At 71.3% G+C, this 22,551-nt stretch carries 26 protein-coding genes and 1 pseudogene; 25 read left to right on the top strand and 2 right to left on the bottom strand.

Translation table 11 applies throughout. The features are described 5' to 3' along the window. Positions 1–96: 96 nt before the first annotated feature. From ACX25U_RS32225 to ACX25U_RS32180, 10 genes and pseudogenes are all read left to right on the top strand, one after another. On the top strand, positions 97–408 hold the full coding sequence (locus ACX25U_RS32225; RefSeq protein WP_107428712.1) for a DUF6112 family protein: 312 nt from the start codon (positions 97–99) through the stop codon (positions 406–408). Continuing rightward, positions 408–1,094, top strand: a complete 687-nt coding sequence (locus ACX25U_RS32220; RefSeq protein ID WP_454385239.1) for a hypothetical protein — start codon at positions 408–410, stop codon at positions 1,092–1,094. The genes ACX25U_RS32225 and ACX25U_RS32220 overlap by 1 nt, the downstream gene beginning before the upstream one ends. A gap of 15 nt (positions 1,095–1,109) precedes the next feature. Further along, positions 1,110–2,501, top strand: a complete 1,392-nt coding sequence (locus ACX25U_RS32215; protein WP_454385237.1) for an SCO6881 family protein — start codon at positions 1,110–1,112, stop codon at positions 2,499–2,501. A gap of 81 nt (positions 2,502–2,582) precedes the next feature. Next, the gene (locus tag ACX25U_RS32210) at positions 2,583–4,055 is read left to right on the top strand and encodes an SCO6880 family protein (RefSeq protein WP_454385236.1); all 1,473 of its coding nucleotides are present in this window, start codon (positions 2,583–2,585) and stop codon (positions 4,053–4,055) included. Positions 4,056–4,109: 54 nt separating this feature from the next. Beyond that, positions 4,110–4,565, top strand: a complete 456-nt coding sequence (locus tag ACX25U_RS32205; RefSeq protein ID WP_454385234.1) for a DUF6238 family protein — start codon at positions 4,110–4,112, stop codon at positions 4,563–4,565. Between the two features lie 28 nt (positions 4,566–4,593). Next, positions 4,594–6,108 carry a VirB4 family type IV secretion system protein gene (locus ACX25U_RS32200; protein ID WP_454385233.1) on the top strand — a complete coding sequence of 505 codons (1,515 nt, stop codon included), beginning with the start codon at positions 4,594–4,596 and terminating at the stop codon, positions 6,106–6,108. A gap of 173 nt (positions 6,109–6,281) precedes the next feature. After that, a complete protein-coding gene (locus tag ACX25U_RS32195; RefSeq protein ID WP_454385231.1) occupies positions 6,282–6,989 on the top strand; it encodes a hypothetical protein in 708 nt (235 codons plus the stop codon). Positions 6,990–7,065: 76 nt separating this feature from the next. Continuing rightward, the gene (locus tag ACX25U_RS32190) at positions 7,066–8,091 is read left to right on the top strand and encodes a hypothetical protein (RefSeq protein ID WP_454385229.1); all 1,026 of its coding nucleotides are present in this window, start codon (positions 7,066–7,068) and stop codon (positions 8,089–8,091) included. Between the two features lie 8 nt (positions 8,092–8,099). Next, the gene (locus tag ACX25U_RS32185; RefSeq protein WP_454385227.1) at positions 8,100–8,648 is read left to right on the top strand and encodes a hypothetical protein; all 549 of its coding nucleotides are present in this window, start codon (positions 8,100–8,102) and stop codon (positions 8,646–8,648) included. A 98-nt stretch (positions 8,649–8,746) separates the two neighbouring features. After that, positions 8,747–8,941, top strand: a pseudogene (locus tag ACX25U_RS32180) (hypothetical protein); the annotation flags it as partial. 73 nt (positions 8,942–9,014) lie between these two features. On the opposite strand, the gene ACX25U_RS32175 reads toward ACX25U_RS32180, so the two are convergent. Together ACX25U_RS32175 and ACX25U_RS32170 are read right to left on the bottom strand one after the other, a co-directional pair. Beyond that, positions 9,015–9,374: a hypothetical protein gene (locus ACX25U_RS32175; RefSeq protein ID WP_454385225.1), complete on the bottom strand. Its 360-nt coding sequence runs from the start codon at positions 9,372–9,374 to the stop codon at positions 9,015–9,017. 120 nt (positions 9,375–9,494) lie between these two features. Next, entirely contained in the window at positions 9,495–9,914 is a 420-nt protein-coding gene (locus ACX25U_RS32170; protein ID WP_454385223.1) for a hypothetical protein, read from the bottom strand. 293 nt (positions 9,915–10,207) lie between these two features. On the opposite strand from ACX25U_RS32170, the gene ACX25U_RS32165 reads away from it, so the two are divergent. The 15 genes from ACX25U_RS32165 (at position 10,208) to ACX25U_RS32095 (ending at position 22,528) form a co-directional block, all read left to right on the top strand. Beyond that, a complete protein-coding gene (locus tag ACX25U_RS32165; protein ID WP_454385221.1) occupies positions 10,208–11,311 on the top strand; it encodes a hypothetical protein in 1,104 nt (367 codons plus the stop codon). Between the two features lie 35 nt (positions 11,312–11,346). Beyond that, complete coding sequence (locus ACX25U_RS32160; RefSeq protein WP_454385219.1) at positions 11,347–11,802, top strand: hypothetical protein; 456 nt, start codon at positions 11,347–11,349, stop codon at positions 11,800–11,802. Next, positions 11,799–12,143 carry a hypothetical protein gene (locus ACX25U_RS32155; protein WP_454385218.1) on the top strand — a complete coding sequence of 115 codons (345 nt, stop codon included), beginning with the start codon at positions 11,799–11,801 and terminating at the stop codon, positions 12,141–12,143. The genes ACX25U_RS32160 and ACX25U_RS32155 overlap by 4 nt, the downstream gene beginning before the upstream one ends. A gap of 86 nt (positions 12,144–12,229) precedes the next feature. Continuing rightward, positions 12,230–13,390 carry a hypothetical protein gene (locus tag ACX25U_RS32150; protein ID WP_454385216.1) on the top strand — a complete coding sequence of 387 codons (1,161 nt, stop codon included), beginning with the start codon at positions 12,230–12,232 and terminating at the stop codon, positions 13,388–13,390. A 12-nt stretch (positions 13,391–13,402) separates the two neighbouring features. Continuing rightward, positions 13,403–13,900 (top strand): hypothetical protein, encoded by a 498-nt coding sequence (locus ACX25U_RS32145; protein WP_454385214.1) that lies wholly within the window; start codon positions 13,403–13,405, stop codon positions 13,898–13,900. A 101-nt stretch (positions 13,901–14,001) separates the two neighbouring features. Beyond that, positions 14,002–14,442, top strand: a complete 441-nt coding sequence (locus tag ACX25U_RS32140; RefSeq protein ID WP_454385212.1) for a hypothetical protein — start codon at positions 14,002–14,004, stop codon at positions 14,440–14,442. A 115-nt stretch (positions 14,443–14,557) separates the two neighbouring features. After that, complete coding sequence (locus ACX25U_RS32135; RefSeq protein WP_454385210.1) at positions 14,558–15,316, top strand: hypothetical protein; 759 nt, start codon at positions 14,558–14,560, stop codon at positions 15,314–15,316. A 227-nt stretch (positions 15,317–15,543) separates the two neighbouring features. Further along, positions 15,544–16,014 carry an AAA family ATPase gene (locus ACX25U_RS32130; RefSeq protein WP_454385208.1) on the top strand — a complete coding sequence of 157 codons (471 nt, stop codon included), beginning with the start codon at positions 15,544–15,546 and terminating at the stop codon, positions 16,012–16,014. 277 nt (positions 16,015–16,291) lie between these two features. Next, positions 16,292–16,675, top strand: coding sequence for a hypothetical protein (locus ACX25U_RS32125; protein ID WP_454394608.1), 384 nt, complete (start codon positions 16,292–16,294; stop codon positions 16,673–16,675). Then, the gene (locus tag ACX25U_RS32120; RefSeq protein WP_454385207.1) at positions 16,672–17,472 is read left to right on the top strand and encodes a DUF317 domain-containing protein; all 801 of its coding nucleotides are present in this window, start codon (positions 16,672–16,674) and stop codon (positions 17,470–17,472) included. The genes ACX25U_RS32125 and ACX25U_RS32120 overlap by 4 nt, the downstream gene beginning before the upstream one ends. A gap of 28 nt (positions 17,473–17,500) precedes the next feature. Then, positions 17,501–17,857 carry a hypothetical protein gene (locus ACX25U_RS32115; protein WP_454385205.1) on the top strand — a complete coding sequence of 119 codons (357 nt, stop codon included), beginning with the start codon at positions 17,501–17,503 and terminating at the stop codon, positions 17,855–17,857. After that, positions 17,848–18,663 carry a DUF317 domain-containing protein gene (locus ACX25U_RS32110; RefSeq protein WP_454385204.1) on the top strand — a complete coding sequence of 272 codons (816 nt, stop codon included), beginning with the start codon at positions 17,848–17,850 and terminating at the stop codon, positions 18,661–18,663. Before ACX25U_RS32115 ends, ACX25U_RS32110 begins: the two co-directional genes overlap by 10 nt. Before the next feature lie 626 nt (positions 18,664–19,289). Beyond that, positions 19,290–20,063, top strand: a complete 774-nt coding sequence (locus ACX25U_RS32105; RefSeq protein ID WP_454385202.1) for a DUF317 domain-containing protein — start codon at positions 19,290–19,292, stop codon at positions 20,061–20,063. A gap of 40 nt (positions 20,064–20,103) precedes the next feature. Beyond that, positions 20,104–21,891 carry a type IV secretory system conjugative DNA transfer family protein gene (locus tag ACX25U_RS32100; RefSeq protein ID WP_454385201.1) on the top strand — a complete coding sequence of 596 codons (1,788 nt, stop codon included), beginning with the start codon at positions 20,104–20,106 and terminating at the stop codon, positions 21,889–21,891. 31 nt (positions 21,892–21,922) lie between these two features. Then, positions 21,923–22,528 (top strand): hypothetical protein, encoded by a 606-nt coding sequence (locus tag ACX25U_RS32095; RefSeq protein ID WP_454385199.1) that lies wholly within the window; start codon positions 21,923–21,925, stop codon positions 22,526–22,528. The last annotated feature ends 23 nt before the right edge of the window (positions 22,529–22,551 follow it).

Genomic DNA, 22,551 nt, shown 5'->3' with positions numbered 1-22,551 from the left:
AGACCCCCTTCCTCGCGCCCATTGCGCACTCCCCCCTTCAGTCTTCCCGCCCGCCGGGCCCGTCGGCCTGTGCTTGCAAGGAGCCGAGCCATACCCATGACCCCCTTCGCCGACCGCTTCATCCAGCTCGCCTACGACCCTGGCATCTCCCCCAAGGGCGGTGGCCTGCCGGGGCTCTCCGTCCTGAAGAACGTCGTCAGCAGCATCAACCTCTTCGGCATCGTGGCCGTCGTCGGCGCCCTCGCCGTCTCCCTCGGCGTATGGGCCTGGGGACACCACACCGGTGGCCACCAGGCCGAGGCGAACGGGAAGAAGGGCGCGGTCGTCGCGGCCGGCGCCGCGCTCGGCCTCGGCGCTGCCAACGGCATCGTCGCGTTCTTCTCCGCCCTCGGCTCCCAGGTCCGCTGATGCGCAACCGATTCTTCTCCTTGTCAGGCTACGGAGCTGGCTGGTCCGCGAACCGCCGTTTCACGTTGGTCGCGATCGGGCTGGCCTGCCTGCTCGCCATCGCCGCCGCAACCGCCTACTTCATTGGTCGCGGCGAGCAGCCCCGGTCGCCCAGCAGTCCCGCAGCGACTTCGTCGCCCGGCACAGCGCCTTCGGCCGGTACGCAGGATCCGGCGGACGAGACTGGCTCGGTTCCCGCGCCGCCGCGGATCTCCGATCCCGTCGCCTTCGCCAAGGCCGCAGCCGAGATGCTGTGGTCCTACGACACCCGCGACACCAGCCGCGAGCAGCAGCTCGCCGGCATGGAGGCGTGGATGACGACGGAGAGCGAGTACAGCGACTGGGCTTCGGTCTCCGCGCAGATACCCGACCCGACTTTGTGGTCGCGCATGGCCGACCAGGAACAGCACGCCCTCGCCACCATTACCGAGGCCCACTACCCGGCCGCGTTCAAGCAGGCCCTGGCCGAGGACCCTTCCGCGATCACCGAGGCGTACATCTATGCCGTGACCGTCACCGGCAAGCAGACCATCGCCTGGGCCAAGGGCGGCGGCGGTGCGGAGGACCGCTCCATCACCCTCGCCGTGCAGTGCCGGCCCTCGGCCGACTGCTCGCTCGTCGCCATCGCCCCGAACGTCGCGCCCTGACCGAGAGGAGTCCTCATGGGGTTCTGTGATCTCCCCCTCGCAGGCACGGTCTGCGCGGTCGGCGAAGCCGTGGATTTCGCCTCCGACCCGGGCAAGGCGATCGGCGACTGGATGGCCCGGAGCGCCGGCGAACTCGCCGCCGCCTCGGCCGACCTCGCGGCCCGGGCGGTCGACTCCACCACCCGCGTCGATCTCAACGCGACCTGGTTCCGCGACAACTACGAGACGATCCTTCCGATCGCCCTGGTCGTTCTGGTGGCCACGTTCTGTGCCCAGCTCGTCCGTGCCGCGATCCGACGCGACGGCCAGGCCCTGGCGCAGGCGTTCACCGGCACGGCCTCCGGTGTGCTCTTCGCGTTCGCCGCCATCTCCCTGACCACCGTCGCGATCGAAGTGGTCGACGCCCTGTCCGCCGGCCTGCTCAAAACCGCGAACCTGGACATCGAGTCCGCGGTCCGCCGCATCGTCAAGGTCGGGCAGCTCGGCGCCGTCAGCAGCCTGGGCTGGCTCGTGATGGTGCTCGCCGCGCTCGGAGCCGCCATCGGAGCACTCCTCTACTGGTGCGTGATGATGGTCCGCAAGGTCGGCATCCTGGTCATGGTCACGCTGGCCGCGTTCGCCGGGGCCGGCGGCGGCTGGGAGGTCGCACGCCGGTGGCGCAAGGGCTGGATCGAGGCCACCGCCACCCTCGTCGTCTCCAAGCTGCTGATGACGATCATCTTCGTCCTCGGCATCGCGGCCATGGGCAGGACCGAGGCCAAGGACGGCCTGGCCGCGCTCGCCGACGTCCTCGCGGGCATCGTGATCATGATCCTGGTGCTGCTCTGCCCCTACGCGACCTTCAAGTTCGTGCACTGGGCGGCCGAAGGATCCGACGGGGAAACGTTGCACCGTGCCGGCGGCGCCGGTGCGCAGCTCGCCAAGCAGCACGCCGAGCGCGCCGGGAGAAAGGCGGCCGCGATGGCGGCCACCGCCGGAACCGGCGGTGCGGCAGCCGGAGCGGGCGCGGGAGCCGGGGCCGCTCCGCAGGGGCCGGACTCGATCCCAAGGAGTGGCGGGTTTCCCGGCGACATCGCCCCCGGCCCGAGCGGTGGAAGCGTCGGCCGGAACGGGGCGCAAAACCCCCCGACAGGCGCTTCGCCCGGAGGGGACGGCGTCAAGTCCGGGTTGGAGAAGGCCGTACAGCCTGCGCCGACCAGTGTCTCCGAAGACACCAGCGGTCGGGTGGGCGGCAGCCCGGGTACGGGCGGCTCCGGGGCGGGTGCCGCAGCCGGCCAGGTCGGCGGCTGGCAGTCCGCGCCGCCGACCACGACTCCGCCGCCCCAAGGCGCACCACCGTCCTCCAGCAACCAGACCGTCGGGACCAGCGGCACGGCCTCTCCGCCTCCGCCCCCGACCGGCCTCTGACCCTCCGCCCGATCCCCAGAGGCGGGACCCACCACGTCTCGTCTCTGGGATCCCGCCCGCGCGCCTTCAGGACCAGCCCCTTTGTCTGATCTCCCCGTTGCCCCGGTCACGGTGAAATTCCCCCACCGGTCCCGTCGCGGCATCCTCCTCGGCCTCTCCCTCCCGCAACTCGTTCTCGTCTCGGCAGCGCTGGCCCTGCTGCTGATGACGGTCGTCTCCACCGGACTGCTCGGTGCCATCGCCCTGACCCCGCTGTGGGCGGCCGTCGCCGCGCTGGTGCTGATTCGACGACACGGCCGCTCCCTGATCGACTGGGCACCGATCGTCATCCGCTACGCCAACCGTCGCCGTACCGGGCAGACCCTCTGGCTGGCCCGGCCGGTCACCCGGCCTCGGCAGGACGGCGTCCTCCACCTGCCCGGCACAGTTGCCTCGCTCAAGGTCGTCACCCCCGGCGACTCCGCCAACGGTGCCGCCGCCGTCCACGACCCGCACCAGCAGACCCTCACCGCCGTCGCCCGCGTCACGTCCCGCGCGTTCGCCCTGCTCGACCCCTCAACGCAGAACCACAACGTCAACGGCTGGGGACGGGCTCTGGCCGGCATCGCCCGTACCGGCCACGTCGCCACCGTGCAGGTCCTGGAACGGACCGTCCCCGACTCCGGTGACACCCTCACCCGCCACTGGACTCAGAACGGCCAGCCCCACACCCCCGTCGCCGGGCAGATCTACTCCGAACTGGTCGCCTCCGCCGGGCCCGCAGCCGCGCCGCACGAGACCTACCTCGCCCTCTCCCTCGACCTCAGAGCCGCCAAGCGCCTCATCAGCCAGGCCGGCGGCGGACTCCCGGGCGCGTTCACCGTCATGCAGCAGACCACCGCCTCCATCGCCCAGGCCGCCCGTAACGCCGGCCTGATGGTGACCGGCTGGCTGTCCGCCCGGGAAATCGCCGCCGTCATCCGCACCGCCTACGACCCCAAGGCCCTTGCCGCACTGCAGCAGTGGTCCGAGAGCGGCCGTGCCGAAGCCGACCCTGCCGCCGCCGGACCCGTCGTCCAGGTCGAGGAGTACGACCGGCTCGCCACCGACACCGCTCGCCACGCCACGTACTGGGTGGAGAACTGGCCGCGCACCGAAATGGGCGCCGGGTTCCTGCACGGAATCATGTTTACGGCCGGGGTCCGCCGCAGCCTCTCCCTCATCTACGTGCCCCAGGGGCTCGAGTCCGCGCTGCGTGACGTCCAGCGCAAGAAGGCCGCGATCATCGCCGACGCCAACGAACGGGCCCGCCGCGGCCAGGTCGACTGCGAGGAAGACTCCGTCGAGTACGCCGACGTCAAACAGCGCGAACGCCAGCTGATTGCCGGACACGCCGACGTCGCCCTGACCGGCCTGGTCACCGTCACCGCCGAGACCGACGCCCTCCTCGACGCCGCCTGTGCGCAGATCGAGACCGCCGCCGTCACCGCCGGCGTCGACCTGCGCCGCCTCAACTACCAGCAGCCTGACGCCTTCACGCTGGCCGCGCTGCCTCTCGCACGCACCGCCCTGTGAGCACATCCCTCACAGAACGCCCTGTCCCGCCACGGCGACAGGAAGGAACACACTTTGACCTCTCGTATGCGTCCGGCCGAGGCGCACCCCTACCTCCGGGCCGCCACCGCCGGCGTCCGCCATCACACCCGAGCCCTGACACGCCCAGCGCTCACCGCTTCGACGGCAGTAGACCGCGTGCACCTCGACGTGCTCCACGCTCACCTGACCGCCCTGCACCAACTCCTCGACCAGCTCGCCGAATCCACCCGGCCACCGCATCCCGCCGCAGGCCGGCACCTCGCCACTGCACAGACCCGGCTGTGGCAGGCCACCGCCGAGGTCCACTCGGCCTTCCACGTCCTCCCCGCCGCCTCGGCCGAGGCCACAGAGTGCGCCCCGGAACAGCTTCCGGAAGGACCGCCGGTCCTCACGATCTGCCAGCGCCACTTGGCCGCCGGACACATCGTCCGCCGCAAGACCACCCCTACCGACCTCAACCGCCCGCACACCACCGCATGCGCGCGATGAGCACCCCTCGCCGAACGGAGGGCCTCCCATGAGCCACCGGTCCGCCCGACGCGCCCGACGCGCCTCCGCGTCCCCGCTGTTCACCCCGCACGGCACCGACCGGGCCAGCCGCAAGGCAGCTCGCCGTCAGCTCGCCGAGGCCGCCGCCAAGGCTCGAGCCGACGCGACCACCCACTCCGCAGGCACCGCTCCCGCCGAGCAGGAAGCACCCGCCCCCCTCTACCCGCCGAACGGGCGCCCCGGACCTGCCTCCGCCCGCGGCAACCGGCTGCGGCTGCCGGCCCACCGCATGACCACCGCCATCGCAGCTGGCGCGTACCCGTTCCTCGCCGAAGGAGGACTCGGCGCAGAGGGCATCTACATCGGCCGCGACGTCCACGCCGAGGCCAGTTTCGTCTTCGACCCCTTCGCGCTGTACGGGAAGGTCGAGGGCTTCACCAACCCCAACGTCCTGTTGGCCGGGGTGATCGGCCAGGGCAAGTCGGCTCTCGCGAAGTCGCTCGCCCTGCGGTCCGTCGCCTTCGGCTACCGCATCTACGTGCCGTGCGACCCGAAGGGTGAGTGGACGCCCGTCGCCCACGCGCTGGGCGGCACCTCCGTTGCCCTCGGCCCCGGGCTCCCCGGCCGTCTCAACCCCCTCGACGCAGCACCACGCCCGGAGAGCATCTCCGAGGCGGACTGGGTCGGTGAGATCCGCAAGCGGCGCCTCCTCCTACTCGGCTCCCTGGCCCAGACGGTCCTCGGCCGGGACCTGCTACCGATGGAGCACACCGCTCTGGACGTGGCCCTCGACCTGGTGGTCACCCGCGCCGCCGACACCGGCCGCACCCCGCTCCTCGGCGACGTCGCCACCGCCCTCAACAACCCCGCCCAGCTCGACGAAGCCGCCGGGATGATGTCCGGGCGGCTCGGCGACTCGGCGCGCGACCTCGCCCACGCCATGAGGAGATTGGTGCACGGTGACCTGGCCGGGATGTTCGACGCCCCCTCCACCGTCATCTTCGACCCCGCCGCACCTATGCTCACGATCGACCTGTCCCGGCTGGGCGGATCCGGCGACGACACCGCCCTCGTCCTCGCCATGACCTGCGCCTCCGCCTGGATGGAATCCGCCCTCACCGACCCGCGCGGCGGCCGGCGCTGGATCGTCTACGACGAGGCGTGGCGCCTGATGCGCCATCCCGGCCTCCTCCAGCGTATGCAGGCCCAGTGGAAACTCTCCCGCGGTCTCGGCATCGCCAACCTGATGGTCATCCACCGGCTGTCCGACCTGCTCACCGCCGGCGACGCCGGATCCCAGGGCCGCGCCCTGGCCGAAGGACTCCTCGCCGACTGCTCCACCCGCATCATCTACCGCCAGGAGACCGACCAGCTCCACGCCGCAGCCACCCTCCTCGGCCTCACCTCCGTCGAAGCCGAAGCCATCGCCCACCTCAACCGCGGGCGCGGCCTGTGGAAGGTCGCCGGCAGGAGCTTCATCGTCCAACACCTCCTCCACGCCCACGAGCTGGCCCTGTTCGACACCGACGCCCGCATGCACTGAAAAGTCCGTGAGTTCACGGATACCGATCCGCGGTCTCGGCCGCTCATCTGCACCGCGCCGCTGACGGTTCTTGCCCTGGTCGATCACTGCCCCTCTGCAACCAGGAGGCCCCACCTGTATCCACTCCACCTCGGCACCTTCGCCACAGCACTCGCAACGCACCTGCCCGAACAGTGGTACCGCAGGTACGCCGGATTCCCCCCGCCCGCAGGCCAGCCGCATGTGGCGACCGGATCTGGGACTGCGGTCCCGCCCACTCGGCCCTGCTCGACTGGCCCGACGCCCCCACGGCCTTCCTCGAAGGACCGGACGGCGAGCAGCTCTGTGTGCTGGAGCGCCCCCGCTGTCCCCGCCAGTGCCTGGTGGCCCCCGTGCAGCCCGACGGGTTCCGACCGCACCACTTCAGCGGGGTCGACGAGCCCAACGGGATCGCAGTCCCCGACGATCCGGTCCGCGCCGCAGCCGCCGTCAGCCGGCGGGTCCTGCCCCGGCTCCGGGCTGCCCTGGCAGCCGTACGGCACAACGCAGCCGTACAGCCCGAGCCGCCCCACCGGCCTCCGCCGCCGCAGGTGGCGCGCGTCGTCACCCTGACCTGGTACGAGGACGGCGCCCTCGGCACTCCGTACAGGAGCGTCCCCGAGGACGCCCGCACGGACCTGTACGGGCTCGGCTTCCAGCACCACCCCCACCAGGCCGCGTTCCTGCTCCCCGCCGCGTACGGCGAGGACGGCCGCGACCTGCGCCTGCGAGCGCTGGTTCACCAGCTCGCCCAGAGGGGCATCGGCGTGAACCTCCGCCACACCCCACCACCCACCACTGCAGCCCCGCGTCCGGCCGCCCCCGTACCCACCGGCCCCTCGGTGACTGCCCACCGCCGGTGAGCCGACCGCTCGCCGCGCTCTTTCCCGTTCCCAGCCAAGAGGAGCCCCCATCCGCCCCGCCCGCCGCACGCTGCCCTTGGTCACCGCCGCTGTCTGTCTCGCTCTCGCCGCGACCGCCTGCTCCAGCGACACCGATGGCAACACCCCGGCTGCCGCAGAGCAGACGAAGTCACCCAGCGCCGCACCGAAGCCGGCCCCCGCGCTCACCCCGGCCGAGGCCCGTGACGCCATCGCCTCCTACTCGATGACGAACAACCTCGCGTACATCAAGCGCGACCGCGCGCTCCTCGACACCGTCGAGGGCGGCCCTCGGTACGCGATGTCGCTGGCCGACCTCAAGGAAGACGCCGCCCTGCCGCAGGCGGACCGGGAGCCCTACCGGCCGTGGTCGTACGACCTTGCCGCAACCGACCTCTACATCCCGCGCCTGCAGCACGGGCAGCAGCGGTGGTTCGCCGCCGTCACCCGGGCCGGCAGCAACAAGCAGTACGCCCGCGTCCTGGTCCTGGCCGAGAACGCGAAGTCGAAGCGGTGGGAGATGGTCGCCACCGTCGACCTCGACGCCCCCTCCCGGCTCCCGAAGATCGTGCTGGACAGGGACGGCTACGCCACCGCAGTCGACCCCGCCTCCAAGTCCCTGGCCGCTCCCGTCGACCTGCTGCGCTCGGCCGTGATCGACAATTTCGCCACCGGAGGCGACCTCACCGGACGCAAGGTGCTTGCCCCCACCAAGGCCGCCAAGCGGCAGGTCAAGGTCCACAACGACACGGTCCACAAGTTCGGCACCCGAGGCACCACCCAGTTCACGTCAGCGGCCACGCAGTTCCCCGACAGCTACGCGTTGAAGACCTCCACGGGCGCGCTCGTCGTCTTCTCCCACAACCACACCCAGCACGACGCCGTCGCCGCGCCGGGTCTGGTGATCGTGCCGGACAAGCAGGACCGCGCCTGGCTCGGCACCACGCCCCGCCCCGCCTTCACCTACACCTTCACCTGCTCGGACGTCGCCGCCGTCCCGACCGCGCCCGAGCCGTCCAGCCTGCTGGGCTACGGATGCCGCCGCACGGACGCCGAGGCGAGCGGCCCCAGCACCGCCGTCTAGGAGACTCCGTGCACCATCCCGACTTCGAGCTGTACGACAACGTCGGCCGCACCGGCGACCAGATCGCCGCCGCCCGCTACGGCATCGCCACCCGCGACGACCTGCTGCGCTGGGCGAAGCGGGACGCCGAGCCCTTCCTGGCCGAACACCCGCTGCCGGACGAACCGCTGCCGGGCCCCGACCTGGCCCCCTATCTCGCCGCACTTGCCGCCGCCGAGACTCCTGCCGAGGCCAGCGCCGTCACCCAGCATCTGCTGGACGCCGCCGAACCCGTGCTCCGCGCGGTGAGCGACTACCTCATCGCCGCCGCCCAGTGGCGCGGCCAGAACCGCGGAGCAGAGAAGGGCTCCCCGCCCAAGCTGCTGATGGAAGCGGCCAGCCGCAGCCTGTCCGTGCTGGCCATCGCGGACGAAGCCGACCTGACGATCCTGCGCGCCGAGTACGACCCCGCACCGGCACCGCCGAAGGCACCCGCCTCCGGCCGCCCCCAGGCACCGTCCGGTCTCCCCCCGAACCCACCGCCCACCCCGCGCACCGGCCCCGCACCCGGCCGGTAGCCGCTTGACGCCCCGGGAGGCCCACCCTGTCGACCCGAGCGTTCATCGCCCGCCCCACCGAGACCGGATACGCGGGCATCTACGTCCACCTCGACGGCGTGCCCAGCCACCACCTGCCCCTCCTGCTCACCGCATACCAGCACCGCTTCCGGCGGGACATCGAGGCCATGTCCCGCCACCTCGTGGTCGACGTCGCCGTCGGCTGGAACGAACTCGGCACCGACCTCCTCGACGGCGCCCCGCCCGAGATCATCACCGCGCTGACGGGCGGTGAACGGTGGCTCAGCACTACCTGTAAATCCAGGTGATCATGAACAGCGGTGATTTTCAGTAGTTGCCGCTGGCCGAATGCTCGCACGAGGAAATTCAAGTCCGAATCGCAGCGCGAGCGCGGCCGACCTCTTCCTGGATGCGGTCACGCAGCCAGGGCGGCATGTCCACGGGGACACCTTCCGCGTCGGCGAGGTAGATGCATAGTTGCCCACGCATCTCGTCCTGTCGCGGATGTCCGAACGCTTCGACCACCAGACGACCCACCTCGTTGACATCTACGTGTGGAGCATCCTGGTCTGACTGGTCATAGAACATACGCAGACCAGGAAGACCGGGCAGGGATCGGGTCACCTTCGGCCCCGCGTCGCCGACAATCCGGCTTTCGGCGTCCCAGTACCGGATGAAGCGCAGATTGTACGCGCTAATGACAGCCACCATCGCCAGGTCACTCATGGTCAAATCCTCATCTTTGCAAAGGAGATCGGAGTCTAGTGGCCTCGTTACTGAATTTGATTGGGTGATGTCGGGGCGTTCGGTTGAGCGACAGGCCGCGGTGCCCTTCCCCCCGGGCGCTCAGGCTGCGGCTTCGCCGGGGTCCTCGTCGTCCGGGCTCAGGTAGAACCACCGGCGAACCAAGGTGTAACCGGGAGGGAGGTCGTTGCCCGTCAGTTCCTTGTACCTCGCCTTGGCCGCCTCGCTGGCCTGCTGACCGGCGGGGAGCCTCCGCAGGAAGGGGTCGCGGTCAAGGTCAAGGGAGGACCGACGAGGCTCGTCCGTGGCTTCACGGCCGGAGACCGGCTCGGAATCCCCGATGTCCTCGGCGTCGTACCTCTCGCCGTCCTGCCTCGTGGCGAGATGGGCAACCACGACCAGGCCCACGGCCAGAGTCACGGCGCCGACGATGCGGATCTTCGGCTTGTGCCTCTCGTACCAGTTCTTCGTCTTCTCGACGAAGGAGGTGGGCTCGCCGTCCTCGGGCGTGGAGTCATTCACGCACACACATCTACCGGACCCATCCCTCACCTGTCAGGCAATCACCCGACATCGCCCGATCAAGTTCAGTAGCCAGCTGGGGCGAGGGCGAACTGGCGATCGGCCTCATAGTCGGTCCCGGTTACAGAAGCAGTCTTCGCTGCAACCAACACGACCTCACGCTCTGCTACTACCTGGGCGAGGAGCAGCACCAATTTCTCAATCTCCACGACGACGCCACTACTCACTACAACGGGTTCCGGTAATTCCGCAGGACCCAGTGCTCACGAAGTCACGCTCCCTACAGCCGGCCCATGGCTGACGCGCAGATCATCCTCGCCTACGGCCGCGGCACTGGGATCGTCGCCATCGGCCACGGTGAGAGGTACAAGGCCGCACACCAGGCGCTTGCCGCATCCGGCTTCCGCCGTGGCGACGACTGGGTGTATCGCCTGCCGGACGCGGACGAGGATGCCTCCCGCGCCACCGTGGCCGGCCTGGTCCGCCATGCCACGGCGCACGGGGTGGAAGTTACCACCACCAGCAGCCGGCGGTTCATCGGCGACACCGCCCGGGACATCGCCCGCCTGCTGCCCGGCCAGTGGGACGCACGCATCGAGCTCTACTCCCACCCCGCCTGGCAACAGGACCTGGTCCCATGGCTGTGGGACAGCGGCGAACTCGCCCACGTCGTCCAAGGCGAGCGGATCCCCTACGCCGCCACCCTCACCGACACAGCCGGGACGACCCTGCTGCTCGTCGAACGTCCCGGCCACCAGCTCGACTATCTGGTCGGCGTCTTCGCGCCCGAACCGTTCGAGGAGGGGTACGGCGACCCGCACGCCCCGCGCAGCCTCACCCTGCCACCGTTCGCCGACCGCGCGGCCCGGACCATAGCGGACCGGTTCCTGCCCGCCTACGAGCGCGCCGTCCACGCCCGCCGGATCGCAACCGTCACCGAGGCCCTCGACCGCATCCGCACCGAGCAGGACACCTGGGCCGCCATCGTTGCCTCGGGCCGGTACAGTGCCGCGCCCCCGCTCGGCGCCACCGCGCTCGGCGAGGCGGCCGAGACGTTCCTGAACCGGGCCTGGGCCGAGTTCCTGAACGTCATCCAACATGCTCCCGCCCTTCTCGACCGGTGCCGCCCTGCGGCCACCAGCTGGCCGGAGGACGCCCACGTCCTCGCGCAACTGGCCGACGCCCTCACCGATGCCGAGGGCCTGGACAGGGACGCGTCGCTCACGCGAACGGAGCGGGACACACGACTCTGGGCGGCCCTCAACACCTGGCTCACCCACAGCGAGCCGTTCCTCCGCCAGGCTCGCGCAGCAACTCCCCCTCGGCAGCACACGGTCCCGGCCGTCGCCCGACCGCACCAACCCCTCCCCCGTGGCCCACACGCGCCCCGCCGCTGACCTCTCCCACTTTCCACCGGAAGGAGATCTCCTCCTTGGATCCTGGCACGCACTTCGTCTTCGGCACCCACAAAGACCACGGCTTCGTCGCCTCCGCCACCTCCTCGATACCCGCCCGCCTGGCCCACTGGTTCCTGGTGCGGGAGCAGTTCGAGCCCGTACCCGGCAAGCCGGGACTCTTCCGGCTCACCGACCCCGAGCGGGACGGGCCACGCCGCACCCGGCAGGCCGTGCAGGACCTGCGTCGTCAGGGATACGCCGTGCACGCCGATGTGGGTCTCGACCCCGCGCAGACGGCCGCACCGCCCAGGCCGGCTCGCCCGAACGGGCTGGCCGAACGCCGTAGCCGCATCGCGCGGGCCGCCGCATCTCTCTCCCCGCAGCGCGGGCCGGCACCGAGCACCTCACCCCCGTCCGCACGTCCCGTCCCATCGAAACCCAACGCACCGACCGTTCACCTGACCGCTTCCGCCATCGGACGGTCCCGGTGACCCCCGACGCCGAGCCGATCCGCATCACCCGCGGGCCAGGGGGCGAAGTCGAAGTCGAAGGCCGCTTCGACTCCCTCGCCGCGGGCATCCTGCGCCACGCCGGATTCTTCTTCGAGCCAGCCCTGCGCGGCCGCTGGATCCGGCTCCCCTTCGACATGGGACGCGACTGGGAGAACCAGCGCGCGACCTGGGCCGCGGAGATGCTCACCGCCGCCCGCTACCCCGTGGACCTCGACCCCGGTCTCCGCTACGACACCCGCCGGCAGGTCGCGCCAGCCGGGCCGGCACGCCCGCCGGCCATGACCGCGCAGGCCCCGCCCGGCCGCCGGTCGCACCGTTGAGCCCGCCTCCAGGAGGAAGCGATCCCCGATACCCCCACGACAGACACAGCGAACTGGTTTCCCGAGCACGCGGCTTCCGACTGCGAATGATGGTCATTGACCGCGAGACCGAGACGGCGCTCGACGCCGCCCGTGACCGCTACGGCCGCACCGTTCACCACCACGCCGCAGCAGTCGCACTCGCTCGCCGCAACGAAGCAGCTCTCACGGCGTATGCCACGTATCTCGCCCCGCACGGCGCCCGCCTGCTGGACGCGGCCCGCAGCGTCGTGGACAAGTTGCCTCCGGCCCGGCACGCCAGTGCTTGGCGCGACCTGCTCAACTCCCTCGCCGCCTCCCACGTCGAGATCGTTCGCGTCCTCGACCGTCCCGCCACCACCGGCTCGGCCACCGAGCGCGCCCAGCACACCGCCCTGTGGCCGCCCCTCGCCTTCTGGGCGGACTGCGGCTCCATCGCAGCCGACCTCGCCGACCAGCACCACCAGCCCGCCCCCGAACTGACCGCCGAGGAACGGCAGATGTGGACCGAGATGACCCACGCGGCCCGGCGGCGGGGCGAGCTGGAGCGGTTCGAGTCGTGGTACGCGGCCGACGGTCGCCTCATCAGCCTCGCGTATCTGGTCGAGGACGACGCCTCCACCGTGATCGCGCTTGCCGGAGACCCGGACGCGGCGGGCTGGGAGGTGATCGGGCACTACGACAACGAGTACGCAGCCGGGCAGGCGCTGCCACCGCCGGTCCCGTCCGGAGTGCCCGGATGCCTCGTCTCGGTTCAACCGTCCGGAGCCCGCGCCCGAGCGGCCCCTGCAGGAGCTGCTCCGAGAGGTGATCGCGGCCCGTGCCACCGGCGACGTCTCCGAGGCCCTGCTGAGCGTCACCCCAAACGGGCTACGACGCCGGTGCCCTGGTGCGGCTGGGGTCCCTTCTCGAGGCCGCCGCCGAGTTCTCGCACGCACTCGGCACCGTGCAGGGCCGGCAGATCGGTGCCCGGATCGACGCTCTCGGCCGGCAACTCGCCTTTCTCATCCGAGAGGTTCACGAGGCGGCGGAAGATCTCGGCGCGACCGTCGCCGTCCTGCCACCGCACCGCACTCCCAAGCCGCCGTGTCCCCGGCCGCGCCCCGCGCTGGACACCACGCCCCCGGTGCCGGTCCACCGCAGCGCGGCCCCCGCGCGCCGCCCATAGCGCCGTGCCGCGGATGTGCCTGAGCACACGACCCAACTTCCCGCCTTTCACACAACTTTGAGGAGATCGATCTATGGCTGTCCGAACGAAGTGGACCGTCCAGCACGCCTGTGGCCACGAGGTCGTCCACGACCTGTCCGACCGTCCCGCAGACCGGCGGGCCGGCTTCGCCCGCTGGCTCGCGGAACGGGACTGCACCGACTGCTGGAAGGCCGCCCGCGATACCGACACCGCCTCCAGGGAGCAGTGGCTCGCCGTCAAGCGCGTCGAGGAGCGGCAGGCCGCCGCCGAGTGGGCCGCGAAGTTCGACATGCCGCCGCTGGAAGGCCCGGAGCGGGCCCTGGACTGGGGCGAACGCTCCCGCCACCAGCTGATGACCGCCGCGCACACCGCGCTCGTCGTCGAGGGCACTTGGGACGAGGCCGACTGGGCGGAGCTGGAGGAGAAGGCCCGCACGGTCACCCGGGCCGGATGGTGGATCGACCAGCGCGACGAGGACGGCTCTGACCTGCTCGAACTTCTCGACGCCGCGACGGAACAGGACCGCGGCACGGAGAACCCGTTCCGCTGAACCGGACGGAACGTAGCCGCAGATCGCCGGTTAGCCAAACCGGCGATTCTGCGGACCATTGATCTTCCCGCCGCCGCCCCGTTCCGCGTGGAAGGACCTGCATGCTCCCGCCCTCTTGGACCCCTCCGCCGACTCCGGCCTTCGCACCGACACCTGACCCGCTCACCCCTGCCCGGGACATCCCGCACCAGCACTTCCAGGCAGGTGACCAGGTCGTCGTCCTCAAGGGCGTAGCCGGCAAGGAGCTGTGGGGGGATGCGATGCGCGTCGTCGCCCCGTCCTGGCACACCCCGACCGACGAGGACGGATGGCGGCTGCGCGACCCGGACGGAGGCGCGCAGACCTTCATCACCGCCCACCCCCGCTACCTCGCGCACCTCAAGCGCCGCTGCCCGGACTGCCTGATCTACCTGCGGGCCATGGAGGACCACCTGCTGCCGAAGTACGCCGGCCACAACGACGCGATCATCGACTGCGGCTGGTACACCACCACGGCCCTCGGCCAGCTCGTCCACGTCGCCGACGCCCGGGGCGGCCGGTGAGTGTCCCCATCCGCCGTCCCGGCCGCGCCCTCGCGCTCCCGCGTGCACGGACCCGGACCACCACCTCCCGTGGCTGCCGGGCGGCGCCGCTGACCCCCACCTCGCCAAGGACACCATGCACCACCACGAACACTCCGAACGCCTCGCCTCCTACGCTGACGTCCTCGCCGGCGAACTCCCCGGCGCCTGGACCAGCACCTACCACCCGTCCGACCACAAGGACGACCTCGCCGAACTCGCCCACCGGATCTGGGACCTGGACCTCATCGCCGAGTCCCTGGCCGAGCACCCGCTGCAGCAGGCAGCGATCCTGACCCGCCCGGACGGCGCCCAGCTCGTCCTCCTCGACCGGCACGACGAACGCAACGGCTTCCTCATCGCCGCCGTCGCCCTCCGTGATCTCCCCGACGAGGCGTACCGCAGTGTGCGCGAGCCCAACGGCATCGCCCTGCCGGATGATCCCTTCCAGGGTGCCGAGCAAGTCGCCGGTGACCTGCTCGCCCGCTACGACATCGCACTCGCCCAGGTCCGCCACAACGCCGCGGCCAACGTTCAGCCGTCGCAGCCGGATCGGGTCGTGCTGACCTGGCAGTCCGACGGCAGCCTCGCCGCCGCCCCCGTCGGAAAGACCGCCACCGCCGTACTGGCCGCCAACGGCTTCGTCCCAGACCAGCAGACCGGTGTCTACCGCCTCAGCGGCGACGACACCGCCGTGCAGGCCCGCGCGGTACGCAACACCGGCCAGCAGCTGGGCGACCAGGGCATCGCGATCGCGCTGCAGCACCCCTCGGGGCGGATCGCCCCAACGACGACACCGCCGGCCGCGCCCCCGGCCTCGGCTACGCCCCGCGCGTCGGCGACCAGATCCCGGTGAGGCAGAACGAACCCGATTTCCTGATGCTGGAGTCATCACCATCGCCAAGGCCCCTGCACCGGGCTGGCCATTGCCCTCGGCGGCACCGAGCAAGCGGCCGGCATTCTTCAGCGAACCGGCTTCCTCAACGCCCCCGGGCAAGTAGCCGAAGCACCACGGGGATGGGGACAACGGTCCGGCCCCGTCAGCCGCACCCGGGAGCGAGGCGGCTCGCATAGGCTCGCTCCGTGAAGGTCCTGATCACCGGAATGTCGGGCACCGGCAAGTCGACGGCACTCCGTCTCCTGCGCCGGCGAGGGCACCAGACGGTGGACACCGATACCGACACCTGGAGTCAATGGGTGACGCTGCCCGACGGCTCCACCGACTGGATCTGGCGCGAGCAGGCCATCACGGACCTGCTCAGCAGCCACAACAAGGGCAACCTCTTCGTGGCCGGCTGCAAGACCAACCAAGGCCGGTTCTATCCCCTGTTCGACCACATCGTGCTGCTGAGCGCACCGGCCGAAGTGCTGCTGGATCGGATCGCAGCCCGGACCGACAACCCCTACGGCAAGCGGCCCGAAGAACGAGACGCCGTTCTCCACCACCTGACCACCGTCGAACCGCTGCTGCGGGCCACCGCAACCGCCGAGATCGACGCCACCGCATCCATCGAACGCGTCGTTCAACAGCTGGAAGAACTCGCCGAGCACTGACCTCGGGACAGCCACAGCCCCGGAAGCAACGGGACACCGCAGACTGCCCCACGCCGCGTCACAGGTGGAGTCGGCGACCGCTACAGCACTCCACCACCTGGGAAATTACGAGCCCCGCCTCGCGACCGCCTTGTTCCGCCGCTACCTGCGCGCCCGCATCCCCATCGGCCCCGACCACACCACGCCGCTGGCCGCGCACGTTCCGAGGCCGCTCTCGCCGAGACCCAGCACACCGGCCACCACCATCACCGATCCCGACACCGCGTCCTGGAGGAACATGCCTCACCCCATCCCGCACCCGGTGCGGCTGGCCGACGAGATCACCCGCCGGCTCGGCCAGCTCACCGACCACCTCGCCCGACTCCCCCCACACGAGGCCACGCACGTCATCGCACGTGTACTCGACCCAGACGCCGGAGTTCTCGGCGGCGTCACCGGCCTCGTCACCACCAGCAGCAGGTTCGCCAAGGTCCAGGCCGAGCGCGGGGCGCTGCCGGCGGAGGTATGGCTCGCGCTCGGCCGCGCGGCTAACGAGCTTGACGCCATGGGCGGCGACCTGGACGAACACCGCGAGACCCTGCGCCGTGTCAGCAGACAGACCGCCACCAGCATGTCGAAGCCGCCGTCCCCTGCACCGCTCGTTGCCCGGCGGCGCCGGTGAGAAAGAGACAGCGGCAGCACTGGGGGCCGGGCGAGCAGCCCGAACAGCACTATCTCGTCGAGCCCCGCGCCCTCGCCGGTGGTGGCGACCTCCGCCACGTCTCCGAGTTCTTGCGCGCTTCCGGCTGGCGGGACAAGTCCAAAAAGGACGGGCCTTTGATCATGGAGAGCCCGGACCGTACGGTGCGGATCTCCTACGACCCCCACATGCTGCCGGGCGGATGGACCATCCACGGCACGGCGCAAGGACAGCAGGCCGAGTGGTGGGCGGTCCTGGGCCGGCAGACGCCGGTGGAGATCGTCGCCGGGCTGACCGATGCCCTCACCCGTCCGCGCTCCGCCCACGCCCCCAACGTGTGGGCACCCCTGGAAGAACAGCACTGGCAAACCCGGCCCGAAGGCAGGCACTACACCGCAACGAGCCCTGACGGAGCAGCGTGGATGCACTTCCGCCAGGACCCGAACGGCAACGCCATGTGGTGGTCCGGCGCGAGGGACAGGCAGGGCAACGGCTGGACCGCCCAGTTCACCCCCAGCACCCCGATGCACCTCGTGCAAGCCTTCTCGGCCGCCCTGGCCAGCCCCGAACCGGTGATGCGTCCGCGCGGACGCGTCCCGCACAGCGCGCAGATCCGGACCACGTCCGTCTCCGTCCTGCCCTCCCAGCTCAGCGCCTGGCAGCAGGCCCGTGTCGCCGCTGCCCGCGCCGCCACCTGGACCCGCAACTGGAATGCCAACCGGCCGCGCACCACAGTCCGTCCCCACGCTCACGCCGGCGCCGCCCGCGCCCGCCGCTGACCCCCGAAGCCGATCACCGAGGAACCCTGTGACCGCACTCACCCCGGACACCATCCGCGCCACCGCGGACACCCTGTCCCACCTCACCGAATACCTGCGCCAGGACCCGGATCCCGCCGAGGCACTCGCTCTCGTCGAGCCGCTGCTCGACGAGTACACCGGCCTTCCCGTCCAGCTCGCCGACGCCCTGCGCGCCCTCGCCCGCGCCGTACAGAACCACCCGGACACCCCGCGCACCGCCGCAGTCGACCTCCTCCTCCAGGAGCTGCGCACCGCGGCCTGGGAGCAGGCCGACCAGCACACCCTCCACTACGTCCTGGACGATCTGCGCGCCCTGTACGCGAACGCACCGACGAGCACACCGAGGTGCGGCCGGTGCCGGTAACTGAGCAGCAGCTCGCTGCCTTCGCCGATACCCACGCCTGGCGAATCCCGTTCGACACCAGCCCCCGCCACCTCGCCGGCCCCGGCGACGCCCGGCACGTCACCCACGGCCTGGCCGCCGCCGGCTGGAGGCGCACCTCCGACCCACTCAGCCCCGAAATCGTCCTCATCAGTCCCGACCTGCGCTACAGCCTCCAGTTCGACCCGCAGTCCGCCACCTCCGCCTGGTGGCGGCTGCGGGCCGAGCCCACCGACACCGAGCCGGGCTGGTACGCCGAGTTCGGGGAACTCGTGCCCGCCGAGATCCTCGGCAGCCTGACCGACGCACTGATCGGCCCCACGCCGGCCGAGCAGACAGATCCCCTCCAGGTGCTGCACGCGGCGAACTGGGGGACCGACGAGGAGAACACGGCCCGCTCACCTGACGGCATGTGCCACGTAGAACGGCGACCTGGCCGGGAAGCCACGCACTGGAACGTCGAGACCTGCGAACCAGGACACGACACTTCCAAGGGCCGCCGCATCTGGCACACCTGCTTCGACAGCCGCACGCCCACCCGCCTGGTGGAAGCCTTCGTCACCGCGCTCGCCGACCCCGCTCCGCTCCAGCGCGGCATGTTCGACCGCACCGCCCACGGCGCCGTGCAGGAGCCGAGCCCCCTGTCCCCGCAGCACGTGGTCGACGCGCACATCGAGCGCGTCCACGCCCTTCGTGCCCGGGCCCGTGCCGCCCGGCGGCATCCCCAGCCCGAGACGGCCAAGGCCCCCGCTCCGCCGCCATCCCCGCCTGCCTCCCCGCGGCGATGACCGCCGAACGGGACTCCGAACGTCACCGCTCTTCAAGGACCCGTCATTTCCGCCATCCCCGCCTCCCACCGCGCCGCGCTGAAGCAGCTCTCCGCCTTCCTGCGCGAGAGCGCCTACATCCTGGCCAACTGGGACTACTACTCCGAACAGAACACCGACCTCGACGGCTGGCCGTTCGACGAGCACGCCTACGGCCTCCGCCAACACCAGCGCGACCGCGAGACCGCCGAGGCGTTCGAGGCCATCCGCCCCACCGCGCGACAACTCCTCGCCACCGCGGAAGCACAACTCGCCCAACTGCCCGCCCGCGCGGTCCAGACCCGCTGGGCCTGGCAGCTCGGCACCCTGCGCGACGCGCTCGACCGCCTGGACACCCTGCACAAGCAGTGGCAGCAGACCCGCGCCGACCTCCCCCTCACCGCCCGGCCCGGCACGCCGACGTACGACGACGCGCTCGCCAGCCACGACGCCGAGGCGTGGAGCTACCTCGACGACTGGGCCACCCACGGCCACGCCGTCATCGACATCAACACCACTGCCCGCAGCACCCCGTCGCCCCTGGCCCCGCAGCCGACAGCGAAGCCGGCGCCCGTGGCCGACCGGACCGCCCCGGTACGGAGGTAGTGGTGCCCCCGTCTCCCGAGACCGTCGAGGTCGAGTACATCACGCCACGCCACCTGGCCGGCGGCGGTGACCCCGCCTGGATCACCGTGCCCCTGCACCGCGCCTGCGGCTGGAGCCACGGCGACGACCCCTTGATGCCGCGCGTCATCCTCACCAGCCCCGACCAGAAGGCCCAACTCCGGCTGGATCCCGCCCCCGACGGACAGTGGTGGACCCTCCACCACGCTCCCGACCGCGGCCGGCCCGCCTGGTACGCGAGCTTCGGTGCCCACACCCCGGTCGAAATCCTCGCCGGTTTCGTCGACGCCCTCACCGGCCCGCGCCCCACGCACGACGAGGAGGCTGATCCGTACGAGCCGCTCCGGCAAGCCGGCTGGGAGCCCGCCCGGGCCGAGAACGGCCTCATCTCACCCCACGCGACAACCTACCTCCAACGCCCCGTCGGCGAAGAGACCGGCCCCTGGGTCGCCACGGCCACGCTCGGTGAATCCCGCCCGGTCTGGCAGGCCCGCTTCGACCAACACACACCCCCGCATCTGATCGCCGCGTTCACCGCCGCCCTCGCCGCCCCGACCCCGGCCATCCGCACCTCCCCGGGACGCCTGCCGACCCTCGACCCGAACCGCATCACACGGACCGAGGCGAACGTGCCCGTCGACCTGATCGCCTTCGCCCTGGAGAACCGCATCCGCACACTCGCCGCCCGCCGCAGCGCACCGCCGGCGGCCCCGAGCACCCCGCGACGCCCGCCTGCCCACCCGGGCCGCACCCGCTGACCCACGCCGCCCGCCCCTCCGCCCGGAAGCACACCACTCCTTGCCCTCTTCCACCAACAAGCCCTCCGACGGCTACGACATCGCCTTCCGCATCCTCCTGGGCGTGGCCGCCGTCGTCGTCCCCCTGTCCCACCTCGCCTGGCTCTCCGGCAACATCACCTCCTGGCTGGCCGACGGCCCCTGGGCCTCCTACGCGCCCACCACTGCGCTGCTCCACCCCGACCAGCTCTGGCCCCACACCGGCGAAACATCCCTGCTCATCGGGACCCGCATCGTCCCCGCCGCCGCGCTGCTCGCGCTCGCCACCGCGGCCGGCGTCCTGTGGTCGCGCCACAAGACCAGTGGAGGACGGAAGAAGAAGATCACCGGCATGGCCAAAGCCCGGGACATCGAGCCGCTGATGGCCAAGGCGATCACCGACAAGGCCCGATCCCTGCGCCCGAGCCTGAAGGACGCCAAGCGCATCGACGCCCGCGACACCGGCATCCTCCTCGGCAACCTGCAGGGCACCAAGCACGAGGTCCGCATGGGGTACGAGGACGTCGCCGTCGCGATCATGGCCCCGCGCTCCGGCAAGACCACGTCGCTGGCGATCCCCTCGATCCTCAACGCGCCCGGCCCGGTCCTGCTGACCTCGAACAAGGCGGCGGGCGACGCCTACACCGCGACCCTCGACGCCCGGGCCGCGGTGGGGCGGGCGTGGTCGATGGACCCGCAGCAGATCGCGCACGCCGCCCGCGAGATGTGGTGGAACCCCCTCGCGGACGCCAAGACGCTGGACGGTGCCGGACGCCTGGCCGGGCACTTCCTCGCCGCGAGCGTGGACGCCTCCCAGCAGGGCGACTTCTGGTCCAAGGCCGGATCCAACATTCTCGCCCAGTTGTTCCTCGCCGCCGCGCTCGACGACCGGCCCATCACCGACGTCATGCAGTGGCTCGCCTTCCCCGCCGACCGCACCCCACTGGACATCCTCCGCGACCACGACTTCACCGCCGTCGCCGCCCAGCTCAAGGGCACCGTCGAGGGCCCGCCGGAGACGAGGGACGGCATCTACGAGACCGCCCGCCAGTACGCCGCCGCCCTGCTGAACTCCGAGATCGCCGCCTGGGTCACCCCGCAGAAGGACGTCCCCGAGTTCAAGCCAGCCAAGTTCGTCACCTCCACCGACACGCTCTACCTGCTGAGCAAGGACGGCGGAGGCGGAGCGAGCGCGCTGATCGCGGCGTGCGCGGACTCCGTGATGCGGGCCGCGACCGCCCAGGCCGAGCGCGCCGGCGGGCGCCTCGACCCGCCCATGCTCGCGATCCTCGACGAGGCCGCCAACGTCTGCAAGATCTCCGACCTGCCGGACCTGTACTCCCACCTCGGCAGCCGCGGAATCATCCCGATCACCATCCTGCAGTCCTACCGCCAGGGCCAGAAGGTCTGGGGGGACGCGGGCATGGACGCCATGTGGTCCGCCTCCACCGTGAAGGTCATCGGCTCCGGCATCGACGATCCGGACTTCGCCGACAAGCTGTCCCGGCTGATCGGCGACCACGACGTCGAGACCACCTCCACCTCCCACTCCGAGTCCGGCAAGTCCACCTCGGTGTCGATGCGGCAGGAGCGGATCCTGCCCGCCGACGCCATCCGCGCCCTGCCCAAGGGCACCGCCCTGTGCTTCGCCACCGGCATGCGCGCCGCCATGCTCGACCTGCGCCCCTGGTACCTCGAGCCCGGCGCCGACGAACTGTCCGCGACCTCCGCCCGCGCCTCGAAGGCCATCACCGCCCGCGCCGTCGCCAAGCACACCCCCGCGCAGGACGGCTTCGGGCCTGCGGCCTGATCACAGCCCCCGCCACCTCCACTGGAGCCCCATGGCCCTGACCGACCACCATGACGTCTTCATCGGGTCCACCGACGACGGATACACCTTTCTCGTCCTCAACCGCCGGCTGCCCGGCGCCGACCGCCTGCTGACCGACGCCGGCTTCACCGCCCGTGCCCACCACGACCGCACCGTCTACCTGCTGCCGCCGGGAATCCCCCAGGACGCCCACGAGCGAGCCGGTCAAGCGATGTACGGGCTGCTGGAACGCACCCACGACCTCGTCGACCTCTCCTGGACAACCCGCTGGAGTCCGCACGGCCCGCTGCCCGAGTCCGACCTGTGCATCCAGTTCGCCGACGGCACCGTCACCGCGACCGCCAAGACCCCCGAGGCCCGCTCCCTCTTGGAGCAGCACGGCTTCACCCCTTCACCAGACGGATCCTCACACCGGCCCCCGGCCGGGCTGGACAAGCGCGGCCTGCTCGGCGCCGTCGTGGGTGTCGAATCACACGCCTACGCCCACGGAGTCGCTGTCCGCGTCGGCCTCGGTATCGCGACCCCAGCCGCGATTCCCGTCGCCGCACGCCACGCCACCCTCGCCACTGTCCCCACTGGCCCGGCTGCGAACCCGTCCCGGGGACGCACCCGCTGACCCCTACGCACCGGAGCCCCACC

It is taken from the genome of Streptomyces sp. JNUCC 63 (genome assembly GCF_054366325.1).
The sequence above is the reverse complement of the archived record's forward strand: the minus strand, read 5'-3'. Positions and strand labels throughout refer to the sequence as shown.